This window comes from Marinobacterium zhoushanense, from assembly GCF_014641945.1.
Classification (GTDB): domain Bacteria; phylum Pseudomonadota; class Gammaproteobacteria; order Pseudomonadales; family Balneatricaceae; genus Marinobacterium_D; species Marinobacterium_D zhoushanense.
The window spans coordinates 329597-349255 of record NZ_BMIJ01000004.1 but is presented as its reverse complement, the minus strand read 5'-3'; the positions used below and the strand labels follow the sequence as shown (position 1 = coordinate 349255).

Genomic DNA, 19659 nt, shown 5'->3' with positions numbered 1-19659 from the left:
TACAGGGAGTATTCAATTGAGCCTGAAACACTGGGGGCTGGCACTGCTGATTGTGCTGGGCTGGGGCGTTAATTTTGTCGTCATCCGCTTCGGTCTCGATGAGCTGCCGCCGATGCTGCTTGGTGCGCTACGTTTTGCTCTGGTGGCATTCCCCGCTGCACTGTTCGTCAAGCCACCGAAGCTGCCGCTGAAGTGGCTGCTGGCTTATGGCGCGACGATCAGCCTGGGTCAGTTCGCGCTGCTGTTCAGTGCCATGTACCTGGGCATGCCTGCCGGGCTGGCCTCGCTGGTGCTGCAGTCGCAGATGCTGTTCACCATGATCTTCGCCCTGGTACTGCTCGGCGAGCGCTGGCACCTGCCGCAGTTGCTGTCGTTGATGGTAGCCTCATCCGGTTTGACCCTGCTGGCCACGAAAACGCCGGCTGACGAAATGACGCTGGCCGGTTTTCTGCTGACCATCGCGGCTGCCGCCAGCTGGGGCCTCGGCAATATCGTCAATCGCCGGATCGGACAGCTGGGCGGGGTGAACCTGATGAGCTTGGTGGTCTGGGGTGCGCTGGTGCCGCCGATACCCTTTCTATTGCTCTCGCTCTGGCTTGAGGGCCCGGAGCTGATCTTGAGCAGCCTGGACCAGATGGGGCTTAAGTCGGTGGGTTCGCTGCTCTACCTGGCGATGGTGGCCACGTTGTTCGGTTACGGCAGTTGGGCCTTTCTGATGCGCCACTACCCGGCCTCCACCGTGGCGCCGCTGACACTGGTGGTGCCGGTGGTCGGCCTGGTCACCGCCTGGCTGATATTGGACGAGGGGTTGAGCCTGATTCAACTGGCCGGCATTGCTTTGATCCTGTTCGGGCTGATGATCAATGTCTTTGGCGACCGCCTGCGTCTACGCAGGCGGCTGAAAGCGGAATCGATTTAAGCGGCTGAGCTCGAGCGCTGCTCTCGGTACATAGCGTCGAAGTTGACCGGTGCCAGCGTCAGTGCGGGATAGCCGCCCTTGACCAGCAGGTGATCCACGTTCTCACGCAGATAGGGAAACATGACGCTGGGACAGGCGGCGCCCAGCGCCTGCTGTAGCTGGTCTTCGGGAAAACCTTGGATCAGAAACAGGGCCGCCTGCTCCACCTCCAGCGTGAATGCCAGTTGCTCGGCGTTGCGTGCGGTGAGGCTGACGGTTAACACCACCTCGTAGCGTCCACTGTCCACCTCTTCATACTGAACATCCAACTCCAGAGTGGTTCGGGGCTTCCAGTCCTGGCTGAACACCGCTGCGGAATGGGGCGATTCGAACGCGGTGCCTTTCAGGTAGATCTTCTGCATCGAAAAGTGCGGTTCGGCTTTGTTGTTGAGTTCGCTCATAGGGGGCTCCTTTCGGATTAGGTGCGGGCGGGGCGTGCGCTGAGTAAAGAACGGGTCCCGGGGGAACGTCGGGATCCGTTCTTTCGACTACAGCTGCGACGACATTAAGCGTTGACCGGTGCCGGCATATCCAGCCAGTCGAAGAACGCCTTCAGGTCTGGCTGGAAGTCGTGGATCACCGGATACCAGGGAGTCGGCGCTTCGACATCGTGCATGGTGCCGCAGGTGGGGCAGTAGTACTCGCGGTACACCTGCCAGTCGGTATGCGGGGCCATCAGTTTCGGGTAGACCTGGTTCATCTTCTCTTCGCTGTCGCGGACGTACACCAGCGCATTCAATTTCCAGTTCTGGCGGTAATCGCCAAAATCGTGGCCGCAGCTGCACTTGGTGATCAGCGACTTGTCCTTGCTCTCGACGATGTAGAGGTGCGGCCCCAGCGGCAGCAGGATGCGGTCGTTCCAGGACACCTGCTCCTGCAGCACCTCGATATACTGGCCGTAGCGCTCCTTGTCCTTTGGCATCGATAGCATCTGGTGCAGCGAGTCCCAGTCCAGTTCGCCGCTTACCAGGTCTTTGACCTGCTTCTTGGTATAGGTAGTCATCTTCGTTACTCATCTTATTATTCGTTGGATGGTGGGGCCGGCGGTTCGGCCCCGGCGGTGCATCAACGCGACCGAGCCTTACTGTTCGGTCATGATCACCGGATGGACGTCGGGTAGTTCGCTGAGGTCCATATGGTGCTTGGCACCGAACATCGGGATACCCAAACTCTCCTCCAGCAACTGCCAATGCTCCGGCAGATCCCAGAAGCTCTTGAACTCGGCAAGGAATTTCGGTGACAGGGCGAAGCTGGAGGCGAACATCTGCTTCACCTGCACGGACGCCTGTTGATCGAGGATCCTCTCCCGCTCCTGTTCCATCCATTCGCGTACCGGTACGCCAGCGGCGACACGTGCCTGGCGGATCACCTGGCGGCGGATCTCGGTCTCTTTGAGATCGACCTCCCAATGACCCTCCTCGTCACGCATGATCACCACGCCGTACACCTTCTCGGCATAACCGGGCAGCAGGAAGTTCTGGTTCAGATCCTCCTCGACCGCTTCCGGATCGCGATCCAGCGGGTCGCCGAAGCCGGGGCCTCCGCGCAGGTAGTTGAGGTAGAGATCGCCGTTCTCGAAGATCGCCTCGGTGGTGATGCACTGCTTGTCGCGTTTGACCTTGGCGTTCGGGCTTATGTGCTTTTCGAGTTCCGGCAGGTCCGGGTTCAGATCCTTGCCCTGGGGCAGGGACATCCCCTCCTTGATACGGTCCAGCAGCTCGGTATCGTGTGCTTCGAAGCGGTAGCCTGTGGCGGACGGGTAGCCCCCCATCAGGCCCCAGTCGCTGTTCATGTAGCCGTTGCCCATGAAGAACATGGTCCAGTCGGCTGAGCCCCAGACCATACGCAGGGTTTCGAAGCCCAGGCCGCCGCGGTATTTGCCGTACCCGCCGGAGTTGGTCTTGATGGTGCGGCCCATGTAGAGCAGCGGTTCCGCCAGTTCCCAGATCTCGATATCGCCCATATCGCCTTCCGGGTTCCAGATTGCGGCAGCGTGGTTCAGACCATCCTTGACCGCACAGGCACCGGTACCGCAGGCCGCGGTCTCGAAGCTGTTGACGGCGTGGATCTCACCCTCCTGGTTGATACCGCCACCCTGCAGCCAGTTACAGGGATTGGAGTTACCGGCGTTGACCTCCTCCAGATAACCGCGGCCGAAGTAGGAGCGGCTGATACCGCGCCACAGCGAACTCCATGAAGAGACCAGGAAGTGCCAGGCGTCGGCGTGGGCGGTGCGGCGGTCGTCAGGGTTGGTCCAGGTGCCCTTGGGTAGGCGGAACTCAGTGGCGTAGCGGGCACCGTCGTTGATGCGCTCGGTGGGCACAAGGGTCTGCGTCATCATCACCCAGATACCGCTGGTGAACGCCACCGGGTTCGCGTTGTAGGTGTGCCATCCCCAGCGGCTGCAGCCCTCGAAGTCCAGGCGCCAGGTGGCATCCGGCTTCACCGTGATTTCGCACGGCGCGTGCATGATGGTGTCGACCTTGGCGAACGGCGAGGGTACCGCAACATCCTCGTGGGCGTAGGGCACATCGACGAAGGCCACGGTCTTGTAGGTGCCGGGAATGGTCATCGACTTGATGCGGCTGGTCAGGCCGCGACGGCCATCCTCGACCACTTCCATGGCGAACTGTTCGTACGCCTCGACTCCCTCTTCTCGGATGGTCTCCTCGACCAGGTCGCGGATCATGTGGCAGCCGGCGATACGGGTCTTTTCGTCGAGGATCCAGTACTTCGGCGTACGCACGTTACGCTGGCTCTCGTGCAGCCAGTCGCGCAGCGGCGTGTCGTTGACACCGGTCTTGCGGCAGGTGATCTGCACGCCGTCGCCGAAGCGCTGGATCTGGCCGTTGGACATGGAGCCCGGGCCCACGGCACCGACGTCGATAACGTGGGTGACGCCGCCGACCCAACCCACCAGCTTGTCTTCATGGAAGATCGGCACGATGGTGGCGATATCGCAGGGGTGCACGTTACCGATCTGGCAGTCGTTGTTGGTGAACATGTCGCCCGGGTTGATGCCGGGGTTGGCCTCCCAGTTGTTCTGGATCATGTACTTGATCGCGGCGCCCATTGTGCCAACGTGGATGATGATCCCGGTGGAGGTGGCGATACAGTCGCCCGCCACGTTGTAGAGGGTGAAGCAGAGTTCGCCTTCCTGCTCGACGATCGGTGAAGCGGCGATCTTCTTCGCCACCTCACGGGAGCTGACCAGCCCGGCGCGGAGCTTGGAGAAGATACGCTCGTAGGCGATCGGGTCGGACTCCTTCAGCTCAAGGTTCTCACGACCGTCGTAGAAGCCGGTTTCCTTGGTACGCTGCAGGATCAGGTTACGGTGGTCGTTCAGTGACAAGCCGCTTTTTAGCAGGCTCCCGACGGCGCTGCCGTCGGTGATATTTTTCATGATTGTCATGGTTAAACCTTCGTCTCTTATAGTTGTTGTCGACTTGAGTGGGTTCAGCACTCGATCAGGTGGAATAGCCGGTTGACGTCAAGGAAGGTCTCGAAGCCGGGCGGTACGACAAAGGTGGTTGCATCGGATTCGATGACCGCCGGTCCCTTGATCTCGTTACCGGGCTTGAGTAGCTCCATTTTGTAGAGCTTGGCGTCGACCCACTTCTTCTCGTAGTAGAAGGGGCGGGAACCGAGAGAGGATTCCGGTGCCGGCTTGGGTCCGGCGTCTGGCTCCTCCGGGATGTTGGGTTTCTTGGTCTCCACCGAACCGCGCAGGATTGCGCCGGTGATACCGAAGCCAAGCTCCGGCGAGCGTGCGGCACTGGCGTAAACGCGGGCGTAGGTGTCGTCGAACGCCTTGATCAGATCGTCCCAGTTGTCGGCGCTGGAAACCGACGCCAGCGGTGAGTCGATCTCCAGGTCGTTGAGCTGACCCAGGTACTGCATGCGATACCCCGGTGTCAGCGTGACCTCGTCATCGCTGAAACCGTTTATGCGGAACTCCTCCAGCACCTTCTCACGCAGTTCGTTCCAGGCACTCTGCAGCGTGTTGATTGCCGCTTGTACCTCGGTTTCGGAGGACTCGTGGGTGATGCCGATATCGACACTCTTGTCGTAGCGGTATTCGAAGTCGGCGGTGGCGCAACCGAAGGCGGAGAAACCTGCCGCCCAGGCCGGGACGATGGTCTCCTTGAAGCCAAGGCCTTTGGTATAGCCGTAGGCGTGTACCGGACCGCCGCCACCATAGGAAAAGCAGACGAAATCACGCGGGCTGTAGCCCTTGCCGGTGATCATGGCGCGCAGATGCTGGCGCAGTGACAGGTCGAGCAGTTCGATAACGCCTGCCGCAGCGTCTTCCACCGAGAGGCCGAGCGGGTCGGCTACCTGAGTCTTGATCGACTGACGGGCTCTCTCCACATCCAGGTTCAGGATGCCGCCGAGGAAGTTGTCCGGGTTCAGGTAGCCGAGGATGATGTGGCAGTCGGTGACCGATACGGTGTCGACGCCGCCGTCGGGCCAGCAAGTGCCGACGCGGTAACCGGCGCTGTCCGGGCCCAGTTTGATCGAGTTGGTGTAGGGGTCGATACGCACGAAGCTGCCGGCACCGGCGCCGATGGTGTCCATCGAAACCAGCGGCAGCGACAGTACCAGTCGTGCCATATCGCCATCCTGATGCATGGCGAAGTTGTTCTTGGTGATCAGAGCCATGTCGAAGCTGGTGCCGCCGATATCGGAGCAGGCGATGTTCTCGTAACCGAGGCGCTCACCGAGGAACTTGGCGCCGATAACGCCACCGATCGGACCGGAGACCAGCGAGCGCGCCAGCTCCTTCGCTTTCCAACTAATTGTGCCGCCGTGGCTGGCCATCACGCGCAGGTCGAACTTGCCGCCCACCTCTTTCATGCTGTCGCTGATGGTGCCCAGTGTGGCGCGTGAGGGTTCGGCCGCATAGGCTTCCAATACTGTGGTGTTGGTGCGGTGGCTCTCTTTGCGAACCGGATAGTAGTCGACGGATGCGAAGACCGGGATCTCGACGCCCATCTCGCGAGCGACCTCTTTGCAGACATCGCGTACTTCGCGCTCATGCTTGCCGTTGAGGTAGGAGCTGAGCAGGCTGATGACAATCGCCTTGCAGCCCTGCTCAATCAGCTCGCGAGCGGCTTCGCGAGCCTCGTGCAGGCGTACCGGGATCACCACATTGCCTCGGGAGTCGATGCGCTCGGTCACGCCGCGGGTGTCCTTGATCTCCACCAGCGGCTGATCGTAGCGGTGGGTGTTGAGATGGATGCGATCCTCGAACGCGTAGCCGAGGTAGCTCTGGATCGCCCGTCCCATGCGGTGGAAATCCTCGAACCCCTTGCTCACGATCAGACCGGTACGCAGCCCCTTGCGGCCCACCACGCGGTTTAGCATCGCGGTGCCGGAAAACACACAGGTGACCATCTCAGGGAACACATCCTCGACGCTACGGCCCCAGTGTGACAGGGCGTCGGCACTGGATTCGAGCACCGCCTGGGACTCGTTGACATTACTCTGTGCCTTGCCGACGACGAATTCGCCATCGGCGCGGACAAAGAAGGTATCGGTCATCGTGCCGCCGGCATCGATGCCCATGACTTCTACGGGATTGGATAGTTGGTTCAAGATCGTATCCTCTAGTTATTGTTATCCGATACGTCGATGGCCACACGCGACGTGGTATCGACAGGGCTGAACGCGGGACGCGCCGGCCTCGTTACCCCTATCGCAACCGCTGTGCCAAAGGTTCTAATTTTATTTAACTTGTTGAAATATATCGTTTTTAAGTTGGCTGTTGTGATTTAGGTCGTCGCAAAAGCGTTCGATATTCAGACGGTCGGCGGACGGTATTCGAACGCTTTCTCGGAGCAGGAAATGGATCTGGAGTGGTGAATAATTGATCGCTTGTAATCCCCTACAAAGGGGCAGAGAATGAAAAGCGCTCACGCATAATAACAACGACGGGGTGAACGCCTCATGAGCCAAATCTTTTCTCTGAAAGGGTCCTCTGCGGTTGAGCAGCCGGCACGCATTGCGGCTGCCCGCGACCGGATGCTGTCCGGGGCGATGCTGCCTGACAATACGGTCCGGTCAGTGATCGAAGCTTCCTGGCAGCGTTGCCTGGCGAAGGACGTGGATCCGCGCATCCAGCAGCGAGAGCGTCTCAATGACCGTGATCTCGAGCAGCTCTGGCAACAGGACGAAGAGCTGATCTCGGCCTCGGATATCATTATGAACGAGGCGCATCAGTTGCTGGCCGACTCCGGTACCATCATGCATCTGGTCGCACCCTCCGGCGTCATCCTGCGTTGCGATGGCGACCCGGCTACCCTGGATCTTGCCCAAGACTTCAGTCTTATTCCCGGTGTCAACTGGCAGGAGCAGGCTGCAGGTACCAACGCTATCGGCACCGCACTGAGTGTCAACGCTTCGGTCCAGGTGCACGCCTATGAGCACTTCTGTGATGACATCAGTTGCTGGACCTGTTCCGCCGCTGTAATCCGCGATCCATTTGAAAAAAGTATCCGCGGGGCGGTGAATATCTCGGGCCTAAAGCATACCCAACACGACTATTGTCTGGCGCTGGCGATCTCCGGCGCGCGCCGAATAGAGGGGCAGTTGGCGCAGTTCCAGCTGGCACGGCGGGATCTGCTGCTCGGCCTTACTGTAGACCGTTTCGCTCGTAACATCTCGGACGGTGTACTGCTGTTCGATGCCAACGGCCGCATGCTGCGTGCGAACGGTATGGCCGAACGGGTTCTGGCGATCCGCGGTATCCAGGCCGATTTGACGCCCTACAATCCATTGCTGAGCCTGGGCAGTGGTGATACCAACTCAAGTGCGGTGCCATTACTCGCGCTACTGGATGTGAACTGGATTGAGCCGGTACTGCATGCGGGTGACACCATCGGTCACCTGGCGGTGATACCACTGCCGTTCGAGCGCAGTGCGCGAGCTACCGAGACCGCACCTGAATCGTTGGGGTTCTCCGGTGAGAGCTCAGGCTTTGCCCGCATTGCCGGACACAGTGCGCTGATCCAGGCGACCATCGCCCAGGCCAAAAGGCTGGCACAGGCACCGATTCCGATCTTGCTGCAGGGCGAAACCGGTGTTGGCAAGGAGCTGTTTGCCCGTGCTATCCATGAAACCGGGCCGACCCGGAACGGTACCTTCGTTGCGCTTAACTGCGGCGGACTCTCGCGGGATCTGCTGGCGGCGGAGCTGTTCGGCTATGTCGACGGTGCCTTTACCGGTGCGCGACGTGGTGGTATGCAGGGGAAGATCGAGGCAGCCAACGGCGGTACGTTGTTCCTCGACGAGATCGGCGAGATGCCATTGGATCTGCAACCAATGTTCCTGCGTGTGCTGCAGGAGTCGGAGATCTGTCGTGTCGGCGAAACCACCCCGCGCAAGGTGAACTTCCGTTTGGTGGCGGCAACCAACCGCGATATGACGCAGGAGGTGGCAGAGGGGCGTTTCCGCATGGATCTCTTCTACCGGGTCTCCTCCATGGGGCTGAGGATTCCGCCGCTGCGCGAGCGGCGAGATGATATTGGGCCGCTGGCACAGCATCTTCTGGCACGATTGGCCCGAGAGCACAACCGCGAACCTAAGGGGTTGAGCCCGGAGCTGTTGCTACTTTTGCATGCACATGATTGGCCGGGCAATATTCGCGAGCTGGCCAATACCATTACCACGGCGTTTTTCCTGTCGGAGAGCGACGCACTGACTCCTGAGGATCTGGCACCTGAGTTCAAGGCGGTTTCGACAGCGGCGGTTACTGAGCAGGGGATCAGCCCGCTGGAGCTGGCCGAACGAGAGATGATCGCCCAGGCGATTCGAGAGCAGGGCGGTAACCTGACGCAGGTAGCGAAACAGCTGCAGATTGCCAAGAGCACGCTGTACATCAAACTGAAGAAATATGACCTGGGACGCTAAATGCACTTGGATGAAAATTTCCACATTGAACAAAAAGTGTTCAAGGGCAGACTAATCTGAAAAGAGCGGCGTAAGATCCATTGGCCAGTTGTCGGTCCGGGTGCGCCAGAGAAGTCACACCTGATTGGAGCACGGTATGCTGGACGGTTTCTTCCCCTTGCCCTGGTGGGGCTACCTGATGGTTGCCCTGATTCTGACCCATCTGACCATCGTATCGGTGACCGTCTTTCTGCACCGAGCCCAGGCCCACCGTTCGGTGACACTGCACCCGTTCGCGGCCCATCCGATGCGCTTCTGGCTCTGGCTGACCACCGGCATGGTGACCAAAGAGTGGGTGGCGATCCACCGTAAGCATCATGCCTTCTGCGATATTCAGCAGGATCCACACAGCCCCCAGGTGCGGGGGATCAACCAAGTGCTCTGGCAGGGGGTGGAGCTCTACAGGGGCGCGCTCAGCGATCCGGAACTGCTTGAGCGCTACGGCAAGGGCACCCCGAACGACTGGGTCGAGCGCAACCTCTATAGCCGTTTTCCCTGCCTCGGAATCAGCCTGTTGCTGGTGATCGATATTCTCTGCTTCGGTGCCATCGGGCTGACGATCTGGGCGGTGCAGATGCTGTGGATTCCGTTCTGGGCCGCCGGCGTGATCAACGGCCTTGGACACTGGGTGGGATATCGTAATTTCGAAACCGACGATGCCTCGCGCAACCTCATCCCGGTCGGTTTGTTGATCGGTGGCGAGGAGATGCACAACAACCACCATGCCGCGCCGATGTCGGCGCGTCTCTCCTGCCGTTGGTTCGAGTTCGATATCGGTTGGTTCTATATCCGCTGCCTCGAGCTGCTGGGGCTGGCCCGCGTACGCAGGAGCTCGTTGATTCAGAAGCAGCCGCTGGATCCCTCGGCGGCACTCAATCGCCTGCAACTATTGCGTTTATACGGTCGTCAGGTGCTGCTGCCGACGCTGAAGCTCGAATACCGGCAGCATGGACCTGCCAGTCGTCGCCTGCTCAAACGTGCCCGCTGGCTGCTGTTACGCGAGAAGCATCGGCTCACCGCGGCCCAGCGCTCCAGTGTCGATTCGTCGCTGTCGATGAGCCAGCGACTGGCGACGGTGTATGAGTTCCAGCGCCGATTGCGGGAGATATGGAGCCTGCCGGAGCGTTCCGGCGAACGCCTGGGCCGCGCTTTGCATGAGTGGTGCGAGGATGCACGCAGGACCGGTGTGGCCGCGTTGGAGGAGTTTGCCGAGCGGCTGATGCAGGTATCGCCGCCTCAACGAGCCCAACAGCGGATGTGATCCCTTCCGGCCCCGCGATTTAGGGATCTCAGCCGTCGGTATACTGTGCCAGTTTCTCTTCCGCACGCTCACCGAACAGGATGACGCAGGCCTGGTACAGGCCGGGCGACCTGAGCAGTTGCTCTTTCGGCACCACCAAGGCGATCTTCGAACGCCGACGCAGGAAATCATCCAGCCGGGTGATCATCTCGCGCCGCGCCGCCAGTTCGATCTCGCCACGCAGGTATTCGGCGTTTTCGATCAGAAGTTCACCCCAGGCGGGATTCTCCCTGATCCCCTCAAGCAGCTCCAGGGCGCTGGCACCGTAGCGTCGCCAGAGCCGGGTCGTGAGTTTCTCGCTCGAGCTGGCCGGTGTAATCGCATCCAGGTGCATCAGTTGCGCCTGGTGCAGGTACTCCCGATAGAGACTGATATGGGGCTCACCATACCATTTGCGTTTGCGGTAGGGCAGATCGACGCCAAGTTCGGTTACTGCCCGGCACACCTCCTCGCCCACGTTGAGGCAATCGGTCAGCTTGCCACCGTAGATGCTCAGATGACGGTGCAGTCGATCCACATCGATCCGGTGTTGGCGCGACAGCCTGACCCAGTCCGCCGTCTGGTCACCCTGGTTGCTGACCGCCAAGGGACGCACGCCGCAGCGTTCAGCGATCACGTCCTCATCGCTCAGCGGCTTATCCAGCTGCAGCAGGTGGTTGGCATTATCGAGAATGAAGTGCCGGTCCTCTTCAGAGATTGTCGCTTCCGGTCGATCCACCTGGGTATCGGTGGTGCCGATACAGGTTTTGGGGCCCATGGGGATGACGAAGAACAGGCGGCCATCGCTGGCGAAGAAGGTGAGGATGCGGTTGCTGTCGGTGATGCGGTCGACAATCAGGTGCACGCCCTTGGAGAACAGGTGGTGATACTCGGTGTCGATCCCGGCTTCGGCATTGACGCTGTCGGCCCAGGGGCCGCAGGCGTTGATCAGGGTCTGGGCCCGGATCTGCAGCGGGGCGCCAGTCTCTCTATCACGCGCGTCGATGCACCAGCCCCGGGTATCCCGCGCGAACCCCACCGCTTCCACGTAGTTGGCGGCGATGCAGTCATAGTCCATCGCCGTGCGGATGAAGTTGAAAGTGAAGCGGGCGTCATTGTCATGCAGGTAGCAGTCGGAGTACTCGACGCCACCCACCGCCGCGCTGTCGTCGATCACCTGTTCGCGTCGTTTCAAGTCGGCGCGACTGAGCAGTGTAGGTGCACGGGTGTGGAAGCGGCCCAGCGCCCAGTACAGCAGGGTACCGGCGTAGAGCATCCAGGCCGGTTTGCGAAATCCGCGTTGCAGGGTGGTGAGAAAGCGCATCTCCCTGACCGTTGAGGGGTAGGCCCGCATCAGCTGGTTGCGGCTACAACAGAGGCGCTCGACCAGCAGCAGCTCGCCGCTTTCGAGATACTTGATGCCGCCCCAGGCCAGGTTGGAGCTGTTGGAGCTGGTTTCTCCGGCGAAGTCGCCGCGGTCGATCAACGCGACGCGAGCGCCGCGTGCGGACAGCGCTGCGGCGGAGACGGCGCCGTTGATGCCGCCACCGATGATCAGTACATCGAAGGTTTCCGACTCCAATCGGGTCAGATTGCGCGCGCGCAGGCTCAAGGGGTATCGGCCTCTCTTGTTCTCATACTGGGCCCGGTCTTTCAGCATTGTCTCTCAGTATAGAGATAATCGGCCTTTTTCATCTCGACCGTCACAAAACCGAGATCTCAAACGTCTTCCGGGTAATGTCTTAGCTTATGAGGATGCGCCATGACGAAAACGGCTCCGAGAATCCTGATCCTGGGCGGCGGTTATGCCGGTCTGATGTGTGCTGCCCGCTTGGCCCGTTCCAATCGGCACCGCCTTGATATCACGTTGGTCGATGCTCGAAATCATTTTGAACAACGTATTCGCTACCATGAAGTGCTGACGGGCCGTGAACCGAAGAGGTTGAGCTATGCAGGGCTGTTGAAGCGGCGAGGCATCGGCTTCCTGCAGGGCCGGGTTGAGCATCTGCATCCGGACAAGCGATGTGTCACCATTCTCCAGTCAAATCAACGCCGAACCCTACACTATGACTACCTCGTACTGGCCCTGGGCAGTCGGATAGCCGGCTCGGTCGCGGGTGTCGAAGAGCATGCCTGGCGTTTCACCTCCATGCGTTCCGTACAAGAGGTCTACGCTGAAGCGGAGGTGCTCGCTCGCCGCAAGGCGCATGTTGCAGTGGTCGGTGGTGGGCTGACCGCGTTGGAGAGTGCGACGGAGTTGAAGGAGGGCTTTCCGGACCTGAATGTCAGTTTGGTATGCGGATCCTCGTTGACGTCGAGCTGGTCCGCAAAGGCGTATCGCCATCTGTACGAGGTACTGAAGCGATTGGACATTTGCATACTGGAGAACCGAACAATCGATCGAGTAACGGCAGATGCCTTGGTGTGCGCAGATGGCGAGCGTATTGCGGTGGACCGTTGTCTCTGGGCCGGTGGTTTCCGGGTATCGTCCTTGGCGGCGGAGGCGGGACTGCCGACAGACGAGGAGGGGCGGGTACTAACGGATGAGTACCTCCGGGTGGCCGGGCAGGAGCGATTGTTCGTCGCCGGTGATGCCGGTCGGGTGAGGGGAGGGCGAGCCGATTGGTTGCGTATGGGCTGTGTGACCGCTATGCCGCAAGGGGCGAGAGCAGGAGAGAACCTGCGGCGGCTGTTGGATGGCCAGGCCCTGAAACCCTTCCATTTTGGCTATGCCTTCCGCTGTGTTTCACTTGGTCGGCATGAAGGGCTGATTCAATATGTCGATCGTGACGACCGGCCGATCGAACGCATCAGTCGAGGCCGCTTGGCCGTGTGGATCAAGGAGGGGATTTGTCGCATGACTTATGCCGCTGTGAAGTGGGAGCTAATGACGGGCCGGCCCCTATATCGGTGGCCCGGCTTCAGGAACAAGGATCAAGCTCCGAGCAGCGTTGAGTCACAATCAACGGAATACACCCTATGACATCGGCTCTGGAAGCGTTTCAAAAACATCGATCGAGTCTGTTTGCGCTGGCCTATCGAATGCTGGGCAGTAAGCAGGATGCCGAAGACATTCTGCAGGATGCATTCCTGAAATTTCAGTCCGTGTCGATCGACTCGCTTGAATCGTCCCAGGCGTATCTCATTACCCTGGTAAGCCGCCAGTGCATCGATGCGTTGCGGCGAGCCCGGTACCGAGAGGGCTATGAAGGCCCATGGCTGCCGGAACCTCTGGTCGAAGAAACCGTACTTCAGGCCTGCCCCAGTGAACTGACCCATCGCTATCAGCAGGTCAGTCAGGGCGTCCTGTGGATGATGGAAGCGCTTTCGCCTACACAACGGGCGGTACTGGTGTTGCGTGATGTGCTGGATCTGCCGTATGAACGGATTGCGGATATCGTGGAGAAATCGATCGATAACTGCCGACAGATCTATCGTCGTGCTTGCCAAAAAATGGAGCTGTCCACCGGCGAGCGGTCATCGACTCTAGCGGTTAATCAGTACTGGATGGAGCAGTTGTTGTCGGCGCTCGTCAATGCCGATACTCAAGCCTTGCTCAAGTTACTGCATGAAGATGCAAGTCTCGTATCGGATGGCGGAGGCAAGGCAGTGGCTCTGTCCAAGCCGCTGCATGGACGTGACTGTATTCTGACGTTTCTGGCGGGGTTGCAGCACTATTACCGGGATGATGAGGTCCATTTTCGCACCGCAAATATCAACAATGAGCCGGGTATCTTGATTTACGTGAACAGGGAGCCTGTTACAACCTGTACACTGATCCGGCAGGGAGAACAGATTCGCCATCTCCTGATGGTCAGAAATCCGGATAAATTGAGAACGGCAAGGCGTGAGATGGTCTAGCGGTGTTGTGAAATGTCATTCAGTGCAGTTCAAGGAGTCGATGTGATCGAGGTGATAAACCTATTGCGAGGGCTGCCGGATGCCGCGAACGGCGAGGTGTTCGAGCGACTGGCGGGCGTGAACGGTGTGATGATCGAGCGGATCGTCTCTCAGGGCCAGAGTTCGCCGGAGAGTGGCTGGTACGACCAGCCGAACCATGAATGGGTGATGCTGCTAGAGGGGGCGGCGCGTCTGGCGTTCGAGGATGGCTCCGAGGTCGAGCTGGCTCCGGGCGATGCTCTGGATATTCCCGCTCATACCTGTCATCGGGTTAGCTGGACGGTACCGGACAGGCCCACCGTCTGGCTGGCGGTGCACTATCCGGCCGCCGACGGCTGAACTCGACCGTCGGCGCTGGCGTAAGGCCCTGCCCCCTTACTTCTCCGGTGCGTGGAAGTGCAGGTAGAGGTCGATCAACACTTCCGGGATCTGCGCACACATCTCTTCGGACAGCGCACGGTCCTTGCGGATATCGGTGATTTCGCTGTCCTCGAACAGGTCGGAGGCGACCATGATCGGCAGCAGCAGGCCGGCAACCTCCTCCTCGTCCTGGCCGAACCAGTCATCTTCGCGGATGAACACCCCTTCCATGAAGGACTGGGCCCAGAGGGTGATCTCGGTCAGCTCTTCGTCCTCTTCCGGCTCCAGCGTCAGTTCGCAGGGCAGCAGGATCTCCTGATCGGAGTAGAGGTCGTTGCTGATGGTGTTGTTCAGCTTGCGCAACAGACCGATGATCTGCTCATTCTGCGCGGCGGACTCCCACTTCGGCTCGCCATCGAATATCAGCTCCAGCCATTCAGCCTCCGGTACTGCGGCCGGCGAAATATTGATAGCACAGAGCAAACCATGGGCACCGATCAGATCCAGTGCTTCTTCCGATACGGCGGGCGAAAACAGGAACTCCTCAAGGATATCCAGTTCGTCTTCAGTGATCAGGGCGGCAGTGTTAACGGTCATGGTGCGGGCTTCCAGCAGTTCGATGTGCGCTGATTCTACTCTCTAAAGCGGTCCGCGGGTACCGCGAAATTGCGCTATCCGCAGATGACTTGCCGGGGAGCATCGCGGATAATGCGCGGCATGATTGAACGCGCAAAGCAGATATTAGCCGAGGTATTCGGCTTCGAGAGTTTTCGTCCTCCGCAGGATGCCGTTGTCGAGACGTTGCTGAACGGACAGGACGCACTGGTCATCATGCCCACCGGCGGGGGCAAATCTCTCTGTTACCAGCTGCCGTCGCTGGCGCGAGAAGGCACCGGGGTGGTGATTTCGCCGCTGATCGCGCTGATGCAGGATCAGGTCAGCGCCCTGTCCCAGCTCGGTATCCGCGCCGGTTGCCTGAACTCCTCGCTGCCGCTGGAGCAGCTGCAGGCCACTGAGGCGCAGCTGGTCAACGGTGAGCTGGACATGATCTACATTGCGCCCGAGCGGCTGTTGCAACCGCGCTCGCTGGCGCTGTTCCAGCGCGCGAAGCTGGCGCTGTTTGCCATCGACGAGGCGCACTGCGTATCCCAGTGGGGGCATGATTTCCGTCCCGAATACATGCAGCTCAACCGCCTGCGTGGGCTGTTCCCCGGTGTGCCGCGTATTGCGCTGACCGCTACCGCCGATGCCCGTACCCGGCAGGAGATCATCGAGCGGCTGGAGCTGACCGATGCGCGCATCTTTATTCAGGGCTTTGACCGGCCCAATATCCGCTACCGCATCGGCCAGAAAGACAGGGCGCGGGAGCAGTTGCTGCGTTTCATCAAGGAGGAGCACGCCCAGGATGTGGGGATCGTCTACTGCCTGTCGCGCAAGCGGGTGGAGGATACCGCCGCCTGGCTCAGCGAGCGTGGCTTCAACGCCTTGCCCTATCACGCCGGGCTGTCGCCGGAACTCAGGCAGCACCATCTGCACCGCTTTCTGACCGAAGAACCGATCATTATGGTCGCCACCATCGCCTTCGGCATGGGTATCGACAAGCCCAATGTCCGTTTCGTCGCTCATCTGGATCTGCCCAAGTCGGTGGAGGCCTACTACCAGGAGACCGGGCGTGCGGGTCGTGATGGCCAACCCGCCGATGCCTGGATGGTCTACGGCCTGCAGGACGTGATCTTCCTGCGCCAGATGCTGGAGGGCTCCCAGGCGGACGAGATCCATAAGCAGGTTGAGCGCCAGAAGCTGGAGGCGATGCTGGGCCTGTGTGAGATCACCAACTGCCGGCGCCAGGCGCTGCTGGCCTATTTCGGTGAGCCTGACCATCCGCCCTGTGGCAACTGCGACACCTGTCTTGAGCCGGTGCCGGTCTGGGATGGGACCGAGGCGGCGCGCAAGGCGCTGTCGGCGGTCTATCGCGGCGGGCAGATCTACGGCGTCAACTACATTATCGATATCCTGCTCGGCGAGAGCTCCGATAAATCGCGACAGCGCGGCCATGAGCAGCTGACCACCTGGGGTATCGGCAAGGAGCTTGATCGCAATCAGTGGCGTTCGGTGTTCCGCCAGCTGGTGGCACGTGGCTATCTGACCGTGGAGCCCTGTCATGGTGCGTTGCAGCTGGCCGAGCGCTGCCGGGCCCTGCTACGCGGCGAGGAATCGCTGGAACTACGCCGCGATCTGCGCAGTAAAGCCGCGTCGAGCAAGGTGGCCAGCGGACGTGGTCGGGCACCCCAGCAGCAACTGGATGCCGAGGATCATGCGCTGTGGAATGCGCTCAAGGCGCTGCGCAAACAGTTGGCAGAGGAGCAGGATGTACCGCCCTATGTGATCTTTCACGACGCTACGCTGATGGAGATGGTGGTGTACCGGCCGCTGACGCCAATCCAGTTGCGCCGCCTCAACGGCGTGGGCGAACGCAAGCTGGCCCAGTACGGCGATCCCTTCCTTGAGCTGATCGACGAGCATCAGGTCGCGCCGGCGCCGGATACCGATACTCAAGCGGAGGAGACGCTGCTGCTCTACCGCAGCGGCATGAGCGTTGAACAGGTGGCCAGGCAGCAGAAGCTCTCGGTCAACGTGATCTACGGTCACCTGGCGGCGTCCATCGCCAAGGGCGCGATCGGCGTGGATGAGGTGGTGGAACTGCCCGAGGCGGAGCGCCGGCAGATCGAGCAGACCATACTGGAGCATCGCAGGCATAAGGGCGGTTCGCTGAAGGTGGTACACGAGGCGTTGGCCGGCGCCTACGAGTACGGCGTGCTGCGCTGCATCGCCCAGGGGCTGGATACCGTTTGATGGACGCCGTTTGATGGATGTCTCGTGATGGAAGGCTTCTGGGCTGAGCCGACGCTACCTTGGCTTTTTGTCAGCGCTTTTATCTCGTCGACGCTGCTGCCCGGTGGTTCCGAGGCGCTTCTGGCCTGGATGGTGCTGCAGCGCGGAGAGTGGGTGTTGCCGGTTTCGGTGGCGACGCTGGGCAATGTACTCGGCAGTATGCTGACCTTCGCCATGGGGCTGTGGTTGCAGCGGCGCTACCCGCTTCGCATACTTTCTGCAAAGCACCAGCGGGCGCAGCAGCGGCTGGCGCGTTTCGGACCGATGGCGCTGTTGTTGGCCTGGCTGCCGATCATCGGTGACCCGCTCTGCCTGGTCGCCGGTTGGCTCAGGTTCAACTGGATCGCCAGTCTGCTGCTGATAACGCTGGGCAAGAGCGTGCGGTATCTGGCGGTGGCCGGATTGCTGCACATCTGACAACTGTCTGACAACCGGGAGGGTGGATGCGTCGATCCACGCTGTTTGGCTGGCTGCGCCTGTCGCTGCTGTCGGTACTGTTGGTGATTCTGGCGCTATACCTACTGCTGTCGAGTACGCGCAGCGTCGATTGGCACGATCCGGTTGTCGTGCATATCTACCCGATCAACGCTGACCGGCAGGATTCGACGGCACGCTATATCGCCAGTCTCACCCCGGAGAGTTTCCGCGATATCGAGTCTTTTTTCTCCCGTGAGGGCGCTCGCTACGAAATCGAACTGACCAGGCCGGTGAGGGTTCATCTGGCTCCGGCTATTGAGGCGCTGCCGCCGCGGGTGCCTGAACAGGCCAGTATCGTGCAGGCGCTCTGGTGGGCGGTACGCATGCGCTTGTGGGTCTGGCGCTACGACAGTTGGAATGCGGCGGACAGCAATATCCGCATCTTCATGAGTTTTTACGCTCCCGATAACCCGCTGGGTACGCAGCACTCGCTCGGATTGCAGAAAGGGATGATCGGGCTGGTCAACGGCTACGCCAGTGAGCAACAGCAGGGGATCAACAACTTTGTCGCCGCACACGAGTTGCTGCATACCCTGGGGGCCAGTGACAAATATGACGTACAGAGCGGCAAGCCGCTCTGGCCGGATGGTTTTGCCGATCCGGTACAGGCACCGCTGTTCCCGCAGCAGCGCGCGGAGATCATGGGCGGACGGGTGCAGGTGACGCCGGGATGGTCGCTGTTGCCGCCGAGTCTTGACCATGCCGTGGTCGGCGCGGCGACGGCGATCGAGATCGGCTGGCTCGCGGCGAAAGAAGAGTAGCGTAAGCGCTGAATCCGCGAGCGCTTTAGGCTATAATTTTGCCCCTTTGCAACTGACCCAGTACACAGCCATGACCGCCGATACTCGCATTCACGCCGATCAGGTCGATGCCGCGACCAACGAACTCGATAAAAAGCGCAAAACCCGCCTGAACAAGCTGCAGAAGCGACTGCGCCGCGAGGTGGGCCAGGCGATCGAGGCGTTCAATATGATCGAGGCCGGCGACAAGGTGATGGTCTGCCTGTCCGGCGGTAAAGACTCCTATGCCATGCTCGATATATTGCTCAACCTGCAGAAGAGCGCACCGGTTGATTTCGAGCTGGTGGCAGTGAACCTGGATCAGAAACAGCCGGGATTCCCCGAGCATGTGCTGCCGGAGTATCTGGCGTCGATTGGCGTGCCTTACCATATCGTCGAACGCGATACCTACTCCATCGTCAAAGAGGTGGTCCCTGAGGGTAAGACCACCTGCGCGCTTTGCTCCCGTCTGCGCCGCGGCACCCTGTATGGCTTCGCCGATGAGATCGGTGCCAACAAGATCGCCCTTGGGCACCACCGTGACGATATCCTCGAGACCTTCTTCCTCAACATGTTCTATGGCGGCAAGTTGAAATCGATGCCGCCTAAACTGGTCTCCGACGACGGCAAGAACATGGTGATCCGCCCGCTAGCCTATGCGCGGGAGAAGGATATCGCCGAGTATGCCGAGCTCAAGCAGTTCCCGATCATCCCCTGTAACCTGTGTGGCTCGCAGGAGAACCTGCAGCGTCAGGTGATCAAGGAGATGTTGCAGGGCTGGGACAAAACCAATCCCGGACGTATCGAAACCATGTTCAGAGCATTGTGCAACGTGGTGCCCTCGCACCTGGCTGATACTGCACTGTTCGATTTCAAGTCGCTGCAGCTGGGCTTCCCCCATGGTATCGCCGACCCGGCGGCGCTGGCCGGTTTCCGTGCAGAGTCGGATGAGGAGTCCTCCAGCGGCAACGGCGGTGTCCAGACCATGGAACGGATCGATATCCTGTCGCTCTAGCCGCCTGATAACACACCATAACCCAACACTATTTGCGCAGGTTCATGAC

General features: G+C 60.3%; 16 protein-coding genes. 10 read left to right on the top strand and 6 right to left on the bottom strand.

Annotation, left to right across the window (positions count from 1 at the left end):
• Positions 1–16: 16 nt before the first annotated feature.
• Complete coding sequence (locus tag IEX40_RS11360; protein WP_188748279.1) at positions 17–919, top strand: EamA family transporter; 903 nt, start codon at positions 17–19, stop codon at positions 917–919.
• Here IEX40_RS11360 and secB read toward each other — a convergent pair.
• The 4 genes from secB to IEX40_RS11340 all read right to left on the bottom strand — a co-directional run bounded on the left by secB (position 916) and on the right by IEX40_RS11340 (position 6556).
• Positions 916–1359: a protein-export chaperone SecB gene (gene secB / locus IEX40_RS11355; RefSeq protein WP_188748276.1), complete on the bottom strand. Its 444-nt coding sequence runs from the start codon at positions 1357–1359 to the stop codon at positions 916–918. The two genes, IEX40_RS11360 and secB, sit on opposite strands and share 4 nt — an antisense overlap.
• Before the next feature lie 104 nt (positions 1360–1463).
• Positions 1464–1961 (bottom strand): acetone carboxylase subunit gamma, encoded by a 498-nt coding sequence (locus IEX40_RS11350; protein ID WP_188748274.1) that lies wholly within the window; start codon positions 1959–1961, stop codon positions 1464–1466.
• Between the two features lie 78 nt (positions 1962–2039).
• A complete protein-coding gene (locus tag IEX40_RS11345; protein ID WP_188748272.1) occupies positions 2040–4370 on the bottom strand; it encodes a hydantoinase B/oxoprolinase family protein in 2331 nt (776 codons plus the stop codon).
• A 44-nt stretch (positions 4371–4414) separates the two neighbouring features.
• Complete coding sequence (locus IEX40_RS11340; RefSeq protein WP_188748270.1) at positions 4415–6556, bottom strand: hydantoinase/oxoprolinase family protein; 2142 nt, start codon at positions 6554–6556, stop codon at positions 4415–4417.
• Positions 6557–6907: 351 nt separating this feature from the next.
• Here IEX40_RS11340 and IEX40_RS11335 point away from each other — a divergent pair, with 351 nt between their 5' ends.
• The gene (locus IEX40_RS11335) at positions 6908–8869 is read left to right on the top strand and encodes a sigma-54-dependent Fis family transcriptional regulator (RefSeq protein ID WP_188748268.1); all 1962 of its coding nucleotides are present in this window, start codon (positions 6908–6910) and stop codon (positions 8867–8869) included.
• A gap of 136 nt (positions 8870–9005) precedes the next feature.
• The gene (locus IEX40_RS11330; RefSeq protein ID WP_188748266.1) at positions 9006–10169 is read left to right on the top strand and encodes a DesA family fatty acid desaturase; all 1164 of its coding nucleotides are present in this window, start codon (positions 9006–9008) and stop codon (positions 10167–10169) included.
• Between the two features lie 28 nt (positions 10170–10197).
• Here the strand turns inward: IEX40_RS11330 and IEX40_RS11325 are convergent, their stop codons facing one another.
• Entirely contained in the window at positions 10198–11847 is a 1650-nt protein-coding gene (locus tag IEX40_RS11325) for a glycerol-3-phosphate dehydrogenase/oxidase (protein ID WP_188748264.1), read from the bottom strand.
• A gap of 102 nt (positions 11848–11949) precedes the next feature.
• On the opposite strand from IEX40_RS11325, the gene IEX40_RS11320 reads away from it, so the two are divergent.
• Genes IEX40_RS11320 through IEX40_RS11310 form a run of 3 tightly spaced genes read left to right on the top strand, consistent with a single transcriptional unit; the run spans position 11950 to position 14426 of the window.
• The gene (locus IEX40_RS11320; RefSeq protein ID WP_188748262.1) at positions 11950–13170 is read left to right on the top strand and encodes an NAD(P)/FAD-dependent oxidoreductase; all 1221 of its coding nucleotides are present in this window, start codon (positions 11950–11952) and stop codon (positions 13168–13170) included.
• A complete protein-coding gene (locus tag IEX40_RS11315) occupies positions 13167–14048 on the top strand; it encodes a sigma-70 family RNA polymerase sigma factor (RefSeq protein ID WP_188748260.1) in 882 nt (293 codons plus the stop codon). The genes IEX40_RS11320 and IEX40_RS11315 overlap by 4 nt, the downstream gene beginning before the upstream one ends.
• Positions 14049–14090: 42 nt before the next feature.
• A complete protein-coding gene (locus IEX40_RS11310) occupies positions 14091–14426 on the top strand; it encodes a cupin domain-containing protein (RefSeq protein WP_229680717.1) in 336 nt (111 codons plus the stop codon).
• A gap of 36 nt (positions 14427–14462) precedes the next feature.
• Here IEX40_RS11310 and IEX40_RS11305 read toward each other — a convergent pair whose 3' ends face one another.
• Positions 14463–15044, bottom strand: a complete 582-nt coding sequence (locus IEX40_RS11305; RefSeq protein ID WP_188748256.1) for a YecA/YgfB family protein — start codon at positions 15042–15044, stop codon at positions 14463–14465.
• Positions 15045–15164: 120 nt separating this feature from the next.
• On the opposite strand from IEX40_RS11305, the gene recQ reads away from it, so the two are divergent.
• The 4 genes from recQ to ttcA all read left to right on the top strand — a co-directional run bounded on the left by recQ (position 15165) and on the right by ttcA (position 19610).
• A complete protein-coding gene (recQ, locus tag IEX40_RS11300) occupies positions 15165–17300 on the top strand; it encodes a DNA helicase RecQ (protein ID WP_188748254.1) in 2136 nt (711 codons plus the stop codon).
• Positions 17301–17327: 27 nt separating this feature from the next.
• A complete protein-coding gene (locus IEX40_RS11295) occupies positions 17328–17756 on the top strand; it encodes a YqaA family protein (RefSeq protein WP_188748252.1) in 429 nt (142 codons plus the stop codon).
• A gap of 26 nt (positions 17757–17782) precedes the next feature.
• A complete protein-coding gene (locus IEX40_RS11290; RefSeq protein WP_188748249.1) occupies positions 17783–18577 on the top strand; it encodes a hypothetical protein in 795 nt (264 codons plus the stop codon).
• A gap of 70 nt (positions 18578–18647) precedes the next feature.
• Positions 18648–19610, top strand: a complete 963-nt coding sequence (gene ttcA, locus IEX40_RS11285) for a tRNA 2-thiocytidine(32) synthetase TtcA (RefSeq protein ID WP_188748247.1) — start codon at positions 18648–18650, stop codon at positions 19608–19610.
• The last annotated feature ends 49 nt before the right edge of the window (positions 19611–19659 follow it).

What these genes read in the sequence shown, in the direction of transcription:
- secB (WP_188748276.1), bottom strand. Translation starts at nt 1,359, where the DNA reads ATGAGCGAACTCAACAACAAAGCCGAACCGCACTTTTCGATGCAGAAG.
- IEX40_RS11350 (WP_188748274.1), bottom strand. Translation starts at nt 1,961, where the DNA reads ATGACTACCTATACCAAGAAGCAGGTCAAAGACCTGGTAAGCGGCGAA.
- IEX40_RS11345 (WP_188748272.1), bottom strand. Translation starts at nt 4,370, where the DNA reads ATGACAATCATGAAAAATATCACCGACGGCAGCGCCGTCGGGAGCCTG.
- IEX40_RS11335 (WP_188748268.1), top strand. Translation starts at nt 6,908, where the DNA reads ATGAGCCAAATCTTTTCTCTGAAAGGGTCCTCTGCGGTTGAGCAGCCG.
- IEX40_RS11330 (WP_188748266.1), top strand. Translation starts at nt 9,006, where the DNA reads ATGCTGGACGGTTTCTTCCCCTTGCCCTGGTGGGGCTACCTGATGGTT.
- IEX40_RS11325 (WP_188748264.1), bottom strand. Translation starts at nt 11,847, where the DNA reads ATGCTGAAAGACCGGGCCCAGTATGAGAACAAGAGAGGCCGATACCCC.
- IEX40_RS11320 (WP_188748262.1), top strand. Translation starts at nt 11,950, where the DNA reads ATGACGAAAACGGCTCCGAGAATCCTGATCCTGGGCGGCGGTTATGCC.
- IEX40_RS11315 (WP_188748260.1), top strand. Translation starts at nt 13,167, where the DNA reads ATGACATCGGCTCTGGAAGCGTTTCAAAAACATCGATCGAGTCTGTTT.
- IEX40_RS11305 (WP_188748256.1), bottom strand. Translation starts at nt 15,044, where the DNA reads ATGACCGTTAACACTGCCGCCCTGATCACTGAAGACGAACTGGATATC.
- recQ (WP_188748254.1), top strand. Translation starts at nt 15,165, where the DNA reads ATGATTGAACGCGCAAAGCAGATATTAGCCGAGGTATTCGGCTTCGAG.
- IEX40_RS11295 (WP_188748252.1), top strand. Translation starts at nt 17,328, where the DNA reads ATGGAAGGCTTCTGGGCTGAGCCGACGCTACCTTGGCTTTTTGTCAGC.
- IEX40_RS11290 (WP_188748249.1), top strand. Translation starts at nt 17,783, where the DNA reads ATGCGTCGATCCACGCTGTTTGGCTGGCTGCGCCTGTCGCTGCTGTCG.
- ttcA (WP_188748247.1), top strand. Translation starts at nt 18,648, where the DNA reads ATGACCGCCGATACTCGCATTCACGCCGATCAGGTCGATGCCGCGACC.